Below are 9,059 nucleotides of genomic sequence, written 5' to 3' on the forward strand. Positions count from 1 at the left end.
CGGGGCGGATGCCGCACCCAGCGCTGCAGGCGCGCCGCAGGCACCACGCCGCGCGCACCCGGTGCTGGAACAGCTGGCCGGCCTGTACCCGCACCTGTTCGGCGCGGTGTTCCGCCCGCTCAAGCGCGGCATCTTCCAGGACTTGCTGGCCGCGCATCCCGAGGCTTTTGACCGCGAGGCGCTCAAGGTCGCCCTGGGCCTGCACACCCGCTCCACGCGCTATTTGCAGAGCGTGGCCGCCGGCGAGAAGCGGCATGACCTTGCCGGCCAGCCCGTGGAGGCCATGGCGCCCGAGCACGTGCACCACGCGCTGCTGGAGGTCTACCGCCGCAAGAAGAACAGCAAGACGCGCACCGTGCCCGACGACGAGCTGCTGCCCAAGCTGCGCAACCGCATGATCGCCGCGTTCGAGGCCTCGGGCCTCACGCGCGAGGCCTATGCCGAGCGGGTGGCAAGCCGCGACGAGGCCGCCAATGCCATCCTGGAGGAAGCCTTTGCCGAGTGGGCGGCCCGCAACGCCAAGGACGAGGCCCTGCTGCGCGCCTTCGAAGCCAGCGGCCAGACGCTGGAGGCCTTTGCCGACATGTACGGCCTGGCGCCGCGCGCGGTGGGCCAGCAGATCGAGCGGGCGCGCCGCCTGGCCGCTGCGCGGACGGCCCCGCAGCCGGGCTGACCGGGTGCCAGGCTGCTGACATGGCGTTGTCAGCAGCCGAGCGGCACCATCCTTTCCTCGCACACGTTCGGCCGGCCGGCAAGCCGGCGTCCACCACCGTCCAGAGAGAGGAGCCGCCCTTGACCCCGCCGTCCCCCGTCCTCGTCCAGATTCCCGCGTTCAGCGTGGCCGGCATTGCCGTGCGCACGCGCAACAGCGACGAGCGCAACCCCGCCATCGCCCGCCTGGGCGGCCTGTGGAACCGGTTTTTCAGCCAGAGCTGGGAACGCCAGCTGCCCGCGCGCGGCGGCGACGGCCGGATCTTCGGCGTGTACAGCGCCTATGAGTCCGACGAACAGGGCGCCTTCGACGTCACCGCCGGCGTGGCCGTGGCCGAGCCCGGCGGCACCCTGGCGGTGCCGGATGCACGCCGGGTCGACATCCAGCCCGGCGGCTACCTGGTGTTCCACGGCGAAGGCGACATGCCGCAGATGGTCATCGACACCTGGCTGCGCGTGTGGCGCTACTTTGCCGAAAATCCCCAGTGCCGGCGCCGCTTTGCCACCGACTTCGAGGCCTACGAAGGCCCGGACCAGGTGGCCATTCATGTGGGTGTAATGCTATAAATTTAATAGCTGTTCGCGCTTGCTGAACAAGCGCTAGCGGCCAAAAACACCACGATCAACCGCATGCGCCGCGCCGACCGCCTGTTCCAGATTGTCCAGCTCATCCGCGGGCGGCGCCTGTCCACCGCGGCCTTTTTGGCCGAACGGCTCGAAGTCTCGCAGCGCACCATCTACCGCGACGTGGCGGACCTGCAGCACCAGGGCGTGCCCATTGAGGGCGAAGCCGGTGTGGGCTACCGCCTGGGCGCGGGCTTCGAGCTGCCGCCGCTGATGTTCAGCCAGGGCGAGGCCAACGCCCTGGTGGCGGCCGCGCGGCTGGCGCAGGCCTGGCTCGACGCCGGGCTGGCGCGCGAAGTGGAGGGGGCGCTGGGCAAGATCCTGTCCGTGCTCCCGCCCGCCGCGCGCGTGGCGGCCGAGGCGCAGGCGCTGTACGCGCCGTCCGTCGGGCTGGAGCCGCGCGTGCAGGCCACGCTGCAGTCCCTGCGCGAGGCCGTGCACAGCCGCCACGTCGTGCAGATCCGCTATGCCGACGTGCAGGGCCGCCCCAGCGAACGCCGCCTGCGCCCGCTGGGCTGCTTCTACTGGGGCAAGGTCTGGACGCTGTCGGCCTGGTGCGAACTGCGCGGCGACTTCCGGGGCTTTCGCATCGACCGCATCGTGGACCTGGTGGTGCTGGACGAGCAGTTCCGCCAGGAGCCCGGCAAGACCCTGGCCGACATGCTGCGCAAGGTGGAGGCGGAGATGGGATCGTGCCCGCCGGAGTGGGGGCCGGCGCAGACGCCGGGGCTCAATGCCTGAGCGCGTCCGGTGCCGCTGGCTGCTGCCGTCAGGGCTGCGCTAGCGCAGCCTCGATATCCCCCGCCAGCTTGGCGGGCGCGTCCTGGGGCGCATAGCGGCGGATCACGCGGCCGTCCTTGCCCACCAGGAACTTGGTGAAGTTCCACTTGATGGCCTTGCTGCCCAGCAGGCCCGGGGCCTCGGCGGTGAGCCACCGGTACAGCGGCGTGGCCTCGGGGCCGTTCACGTCGATCTTGGCCATCATCGGAAAGCTCACGCCGTAGTTCAGCTGGCAGAAGCTCGCGATCTCTTCATTGCTGCCGGGGTCCTGCGCGCCGAACTGGTTGCAGGGAAAGCCCAGCACCACCAGGCCCTGGCCGGCGTACTGCTGGTGCAGCGCTTCCAGGCCGCCGAACTGGGGCGTGAAGCCGCAGGCGCTGGCGGTGTTCACGATCAGCAGCACCTTGCCGCGGTACTGCGACAAGGGCACGGTCTGGCCGTTCATCTGCTGGGCGTCAAAGTCGTAGAGGCTGCCGGGCATGGTGCGGGCTCCTGGTGGGGCAATGAGGGTGCATGGTAGCGCTGGCGGCGCCGCGGCGCAGCCGCCCCAGCCTTTCAGGAGGCGCTCGCCCGGCTCCGGAACTGCAGCGCGGCCAGCAGCGAGGCCAGCAGGATGAGCGCGCCGCCCAGCACCGTGCGCGGGGTGAGCGTGGCCGCGCCCAGCAGGGCCGACGAGGCGCTGGCGAACACCACCTCCGACAGCATGACCAGGGCCGTGGTCCCTGCCGCCAGGCGCGCGGCCCCGTACTGCAGGGCCCAGTTGCCCAGCAGCAGCAGCCCCGCCAGCAGCAGGCCGGTGATGGCCCAGGTGGCGTTGAACGCCGGGAACGCATCGACCACGCCCGCCCGTCCCCCGGCCAGGGCCACGGCCAGCGCCATGAGCATGCAGCCGCCGAACATGGCGACCATGCGCGCCGGCCCGGGCACGGCGTGCAGGCGGCGCAGCGTGACGTTGGTCACCGCGAACATGAAGCCGCCCAGCAGGGCCAGGCCGTCGGCCAGCGAGAGGTTCTGCAGCAGCCGCGATGCGCGGGCATCCCCCGGCCACAGCACCAGCACCACCCCGGCGAAGGCAAGGGCCAGCCGCAGCAGGGCCGGCGCGGTGGGGCGCTCGCCCAGCACCTTCCAGGCCAGCAGCACGGCCCAGGCGGGCATCAGGTAGAACAGCAGGACCACGCGCACCACGTCGCCAATGGTCACCGCCCAGTTGAACGCCACGTTGTTCAGCCCCGAGGCCAGCGCCAGCAGCCACAGCTGCGGGTGCGCGCGCAGCTGCCGCACGATGCCCGGGCGCCAGGCCAGCAGCACCAGCAGCACCACGGCATACATGCCGGCCGTGGCCCACAGCGGGTGCAGCCCTGCGCGGTGCATGTGCTGGAACGGCCACCACGCGAGGCCCCAGACGAAGGCGTTGAACAGCAGGGCGGCGAAGGGTAGGGCGGATTGCATTACAACGAAAATGCGCTCCAGCGCTTGATGGGCAAGCGCTGGCAGCTATTGAAAAGGTAGCAAAAGATGCTCGGCGGCGCACCCGGCGCACGAGATGGGCACGTCCCAGACCCGTGCCACCGGGGAACCGGCCTTGCCGGGCCGCCGGTGGCGTCCCCCTGCGGGGGAAGGTGCCGAAGGCGACGCAGGGGGCGTCAGTGGTGCTGGTCGTGCCGCGCGATGTCCAGCAGGTGGTTCACTTCCTCGCGGTAGTTCACGCAGTTGCGCTGGTGCCAGCGGCGGATGACCCACATGATGCCGGCCACCACCAGCCCGAAGGTGACGATGGCGCCGAACACCGACAGCCCCAGCTTGAGCGACAGGCTGTAGAACGCGCCCAGGCCCAGGATGCAGGCCTGTTCGTTGAAGTTCTGCACGGCGATGGAGCGGCCCGCGCCCATCAGGTTGTGGCCGCGGTGCTGCAGCAGCGCGTTCATGGGCACCACCAGGTAGCCGCCCAGGCCGCCCAGCACGATCAGGAACGGAATGGCCACCCAGATGTTGCGGATGAACACCATCAGGATCAGCAATAGCCCCATGGCGATGCCCAGCGGAATCACCCGGGTGGCCATGTCCAGGCGCATGCGCATCGAGGCCACCACGGCGCCCACGGCCGTGCCGATGGCCACCACGCCGGTGAGCGCGGAAGCCTGGGTGGTGTTGTAGCCCAGGGCCACGGCAGCCCAGGCCAGCACGATGAACTTGAGGTTGCCGCCCGCGCCCCAGAAGAGCGTGGTGGTGGCCAGCGAGATCTGGCCGAGCTTGTCGCGCCACAGGCGGCTGTTGCAGGCCCAGAAGTCCGGCAGCAGGCCCAGGGCATTGGCCACGGCACTGCGGTTCGGGTCCGAACCCAGCGGGCGCATCTCCACGCCGGTGTGCGGGATGCGGGTGTTGAACCAGGCGGCCAGGGCGTACACCGCGATCAGCGCGGCAATGGCGGCCTCTGCCGGCGTGTCCACGCCGGTGTCGATCATGGGAAAGTCAAAGCTCAGCAGCATGCCCGACAGGTGGTGGCCCACCAGCTGGCCGCCAAACAGCACGCCCAAAATGATGGAGGCGATGGTCAGCCCCTCGATCCAGCCATTGGCCTTGACCAGTTGCGACGCGGGCAGCAATTCGGTGAGGATGCCGTACTTGGCCGGCGAGTAGGCCGCGGCGCCCAGGCCCACCACGGCGTACGCCATCAGCGGGTGCGAGCCGAACAGCATCATCAGGCAGCCCACCACCTTGATGGCATTGCTGATGAACATGACCTTGCCCTTGGGCAGCGCATCGGCAAAGGCGCCCACGAACGGCGCCAGCACCACATAGAACAGCGCGAACATCGGCACCAGCGCGGCGCGTTGCCATTCGGGGGCGCCCTCGGTGCGCAGGAGTTCCACGGCGGCGACGAAAAGTGCGTTGTCGGCCAGCGAGCTGAAAAACTGCGCCGACATGATGGTGTAGAAACCGCGCTTCATCGAATGGCTGGTAGGAGCATCAGTTCGGCTGATGCCCTGTTAAATGTGGGGACCGTGGGCAGAGGACGGACGGTTATATCACGCGGATAAACGGCGGCAGTGCCAGAATCCTGCGCGTATTCCCCGGTAAATCCTTCGCATTTTTCCTCTGGCCCCCTCCATGCCCCGTCCCATCCACGCCACCATCCACACTGCTGCACTGCACCACAACTTGGAGCGCGTGCGCCGCGCCGCGCCCGACGCCAAGGTCTGGGCTGTCGTCAAGGCCAACGCCTACGGCCACGGCATCGAGCGCGTGTACGAAGGCTTGCGTGGCGCGGACGGCTTCGCGCTGCTGGACCTGGCCGAGGCCGAGCGGGTGCGCCACCTGGGCTGGCGCGGCCCCATCCTGCTGCTCGAAGGCGTGTTCGAGCCGCGCGACCTGGAGCTGTGCTCGCGCCTGTCGCTGTGGCACGCGGTGCACTGCGACGAGCAGATCGACATGCTGGCCGCGCACAAGACCCAGGTGCCGCACCGCGTGTTCCTCAAGATGAATTCGGGCATGAACCGGCTGGGCTTCACGCCCCAGCGCTACCGCGCCGCCTGGGCGCGCCTGAACGCGCTGCCGCAGGTGGACGAGATCTCGTTCATGACCCACTTCAGCGACGCCGACGGCCCCCGCGGCATCGCCCACCAGATCGCGGTGTTCAACGAAGTCACGCAGGACCTGCCCGGCGAGCGCAGCGTGGCCAACAGCGCCGCCACCCTGCGCCACCTGGGCGATGCCCGGCTGCGCTCGGACTGGGTGCGCGCCGGCATCGTGCTCTACGGCAGCGCGCCGGATTTCCCCGAGCACAATGCCGCCCACTGGCAGGTGCAGCCCACCATGACGCTGTCCACCAAGCTGCTGGGCGTGCAGCACCTGCAGGCGGGCGACACGGTGGGCTACGGCTCGCGCTTCACGGCCGACGGGCCGCTGCTCATCGGCGTGGCCGCCTGCGGCTACGCCGACGGCTACCCGCGCCACTGCGACACCGGCACGCCCGTGCTGGTGAACGGCGTGCGCACCCGCCTGGTGGGCCGCGTGAGCATGGACATGGTCACCGTGGACCTCACCCCGCTGCTGGACCGCGGCCTGCAGCTGGGCACCGACTTCGGCTTTGGCAGCGAAGTGACGCTGTGGGGCCGCTCCAGCCACGGCGCGGTGCTGCCCATCGACGAGGTGGCCCAGGCCGCGGGCACCGTGGGGTACGAGCTCATGTGCGCCGTGGCGCCGCGGGTGGCGGTGGCGGTGCAGGGGTGACGGCGGCGCGCAGTTTTTCACGCCCGGGCTTCTGAAGCGCGCCGCAGCGGCGCCGGCGGCCGCAAACTGGTGTGAAATGCGCGCCTGGGCCCGCGGCCCGCAACTCCGTGTCCGACCCCATGGCTTCCAACCCCTCCCGCCGCAAGCCGGCCAAAACCTCCACCTGGCGCTCGGTGCGCATGCCGCACCACGGCACCGTGGCCCGCACCCTGCAGCAGCGTTACAGCCTGCGCTGGCACGGCCTGCTGATCGGCAGCTTCACCCTGCTGCTGATGTGGGCCACCTCACACCTGCAGATGGTGCTGGGTGTGGATTCGCTGGCATTGCGCTACCTGATCACCCTGTCGGTGGGCTACGCGGGCTATCTGCTGGTGCTGCGCGCCTGGGCGGCGCGGCTGGTGCGGCAAGAGCGCGCCAGTGACGAGGGCAGCCTGGACGCCGCCGACCTGACTGACGTGGTCGACCTGCCCTGGCCCAGCCGGGGAGCGCCGGGCGGCGGCAATGGCCAGGTGCCGCTGCCCCGCACCGGCGGCGGCAATTTCGGGGGCGGCGGGGCCTCGGGCGAGTTTGGGCCCGGCAGTTCGCCGAACCTGTCGGTGGGAGGCTCCGCCAGTGATTCCAGCGTGCTGGGCGACCTGGCGGGCGGCGCGGCCGATGCGCTGGGCAGCGCCGACGAGGGCGCCGTGGTGGTGGTGCCGGTGGTCGCCATCTTCCTCATCGGCGCCGCCGTCATCCTGGGCGCCGGCTCGCTGGCCATGCTGTTCTTCGGCTGGGATGTGCTGCTCACCGTGGCGGTGGAGCTGGCGTTCTCGGTAGCCACCGCCCGCGCGGCCGTGGGCGTGGAGCGCGAAGGATGGCTGGGCGCCGCCGTGCGGCTGACCTGGAAGCCGCTGCTGGGGGCGCTGCTGTGTGCTGTGCTGCTCGGCGTCACCATCGACCACTTCCTGCCCCAGGCGCATTCGCTGCCCCAGGCGGTGCGGGTGATCCAGCGCGCGCTCTGAGTCGTGGGCGGCGGGGTGCACGTTCCGCCGCAGAAATGCTAGTGTTTTGATAGCTGCTTGCGCTGACTGCATAAGCGCTAGGGAGCCTCTGCGCGATCCCCGCGCCGTGGGCATCTGCGGACTCGGGCGGGCGATCCGCAGTGCCCACTTGCCGCTCGATTCGTGCAGAGCATCCCTTGGGGCCAAATTGGCTTAAATGCTAAGCGGTGCGCTCATTCCACATTGCCCGCCGCATCCACCTGGCGGCGCACCTGCGCCAGCAGGGCGAGCAGTTGGCCCCGCGTGGCCTTGTCGCAGCCTGCCAGCAGCGAGGCGGCCACATCCCGGCGGGCATTTCGCAATGCAGCGTGCAAGGCTGTCCCCTGGGCGCTCAGGCGCAGGCAGCGGCTGCGTTTGTCCTCGGTATTCGGCGCACTTTCCAACCAACCTTTGTCCTGCAGCACCGCCACCATGCGCGCCACCTGCGCCTTGTCGGCGCCGCTGTGGGCCACCAGTTCCCGTTGCGTGGTGCCGGGGTGGCGGCCGACAAACATCAGCGCCCGCACTTCGTTGTGCGTCAGGTCGGGGTGGATGGCGGCCATGGTGCGCACCATGTGCGCCCGGTAGACATGCAGCAGGTCGTGCATGGCTTCAAAGACATCGGCGGGTGCGTGGGTGGTCATGGCGGATTATGGTTGACAATATCAACCAATGCGCGGATGATTGGTTGATTAAATCAACATTTTAGATCATGACCGCACCTCTGCCTGCCGCATCCCCTCGCACCGACGCTGCGCACCTTTCCGTCGAACGCATACGCCACACGTTGCAAGCCCGCCACCTCCAGGTGGTGCGGCGCACCACCGTCAGCCCAGGCTTTGTGCGGCTCACCCTGGCCGGCCCTGAGCTGGCGGGGTTTGTGAGCGCGGGCTTTGACGACCACCTCAAGCTCATCCTCCCCCAGCCGGGCCAGGAGCGCCCCTCGCTGCCGTCGCTGCAGGACGGCCGACCCGTCTTTCCCGATCCCCGCCCCGTGCTGCGGGACTACACCCCAGCGCGTTACGACGCCGCCACCGGCGAGCTGGACATCGAAGTGGCCCTGCACGACGCAGGCCCCGCCACCGACTGGGCTGCCAGCGCCGCCGTCGGCCAGTGGGTGGGCATTGCCGGGCCGCGCGGGAGCATGGTGGTGCCCACCGGGTTTGACTGGCACTGGCTGCTGGGAGATGAAACCGCTCTGCCCGCCATCGCTCGCCGCCTGGCCGAACTGCCCGCGCATACCCAGGCCACCGTGCGCATCCAGGTGCGCAACCCGGCCGACCAGCGCGTGCTGGTCAGTGCGGCACAGCTCGACCTGCAATGGGTGAGCGCGCTGCCTGCCGCCGTGGAAGCCCTGGCGCTGCCGCCCGGTGCGGGTTTTGTCTGGGCCGCAGGCGAGCACAGCGAGATGGCCGCCGTGCGCCGCGCCATCCTCGCCAAGCCGGGTGTGGACGCCAAGCGCATGCGCATCTCCGCCTACTGGAAGCGAGGCGCCGCTGACCACCACGAAGACTTAGTCCAGTGAACCTGAGAAATCGGCGGTACGTGAGTACCTAGGGATCCTCTGCACAAATCGAGCGGCAAGTGTGCGCTGCGGATCGGGAGGGGCTGCAAGGCGCAAAACGCAGCAATAGCCGCAGCTATTGCGAGGATTTGCAACGCAGCAGACTGCCCGAGACCGCAGATGCACACGGC

The 9,059-nt window shown here is 69.7% G+C and carries 10 protein-coding genes; 6 read left to right on the forward strand and 4 right to left on the reverse strand.

Annotated features, from left to right (window positions below; genetic code table 11):
• The 3 genes from LWW96_RS16735 to LWW96_RS16745 form a co-directional block, all read left to right on the forward strand.
• The coding region (locus tag LWW96_RS16735; RefSeq protein ID WP_291488985.1) for a ProQ/FINO family protein at nt 1–673 on the forward strand (673 nt) is incomplete at its 5' end.
• Nucleotides 674–792: 119 nt separating this feature from the next.
• Nucleotides 793–1,278: a GyrI-like domain-containing protein gene (locus tag LWW96_RS16740; protein WP_291488987.1), complete on the forward strand. Its 486-nt coding sequence runs from the start codon at nt 793–795 to the stop codon at nt 1,276–1,278.
• A 63-nt stretch (nt 1,279–1,341) separates the two neighbouring features.
• Complete coding sequence (locus tag LWW96_RS16745) at nt 1,342–2,076, forward strand: YafY family protein (RefSeq protein WP_291488989.1); 735 nt, start codon at nt 1,342–1,344, stop codon at nt 2,074–2,076.
• A 28-nt stretch (nt 2,077–2,104) separates the two neighbouring features.
• On the opposite strand, the gene LWW96_RS16750 is transcribed toward LWW96_RS16745, so the two are convergent.
• From LWW96_RS16750 to lplT, 3 genes are all read right to left on the reverse strand, one after another.
• Nucleotides 2,105–2,596, reverse strand: coding sequence for a glutathione peroxidase (locus LWW96_RS16750; RefSeq protein ID WP_291488991.1), 492 nt, complete (start codon nt 2,594–2,596; stop codon nt 2,105–2,107).
• A gap of 74 nt (nt 2,597–2,670) precedes the next feature.
• Nucleotides 2,671–3,564 carry a DMT family transporter gene (locus LWW96_RS16755; RefSeq protein WP_291488993.1) on the reverse strand — a complete coding sequence of 298 codons (894 nt, stop codon included), beginning with the start codon at nt 3,562–3,564 and terminating at the stop codon, nt 2,671–2,673.
• Between the two features lie 194 nt (nt 3,565–3,758).
• Complete coding sequence (gene lplT / locus LWW96_RS16760) at nt 3,759–5,063, reverse strand: lysophospholipid transporter LplT (RefSeq protein ID WP_291488995.1); 1,305 nt, start codon at nt 5,061–5,063, stop codon at nt 3,759–3,761.
• 160 nt (nt 5,064–5,223) lie between these two features.
• Between lplT and alr the strand changes: the two genes are divergently transcribed.
• Both alr and LWW96_RS16770 read left to right on the forward strand, forming a co-directional pair.
• Entirely contained in the window at nt 5,224–6,345 is a 1,122-nt protein-coding gene (alr, locus tag LWW96_RS16765; protein WP_291488997.1) for an alanine racemase, read from the forward strand.
• Nucleotides 6,346–6,464: 119 nt separating this feature from the next.
• Entirely contained in the window at nt 6,465–7,346 is an 882-nt protein-coding gene (locus LWW96_RS16770; protein WP_291488999.1) for a hypothetical protein, read from the forward strand.
• A gap of 212 nt (nt 7,347–7,558) precedes the next feature.
• On the opposite strand, the gene LWW96_RS16775 is transcribed toward LWW96_RS16770, so the two are convergent.
• On the reverse strand, nt 7,559–8,008 hold the full coding sequence (locus tag LWW96_RS16775) for a MarR family transcriptional regulator (protein WP_291489000.1): 450 nt from the start codon (nt 8,006–8,008) through the stop codon (nt 7,559–7,561).
• 68 nt (nt 8,009–8,076) lie between these two features.
• Here LWW96_RS16775 and LWW96_RS16780 point away from each other — a divergent pair, with 68 nt between their 5' ends.
• Nucleotides 8,077–8,889 carry a siderophore-interacting protein gene (locus LWW96_RS16780; RefSeq protein ID WP_291489001.1) on the forward strand — a complete coding sequence of 271 codons (813 nt, stop codon included), beginning with the start codon at nt 8,077–8,079 and terminating at the stop codon, nt 8,887–8,889.
• Nucleotides 8,890–9,059 lie beyond the last annotated feature (170 nt).

Source organism: Acidovorax sp. (assembly GCF_021287135.1).
Lineage (GTDB): Bacteria > Pseudomonadota > Gammaproteobacteria > Burkholderiales > Burkholderiaceae_C > Acidovorax.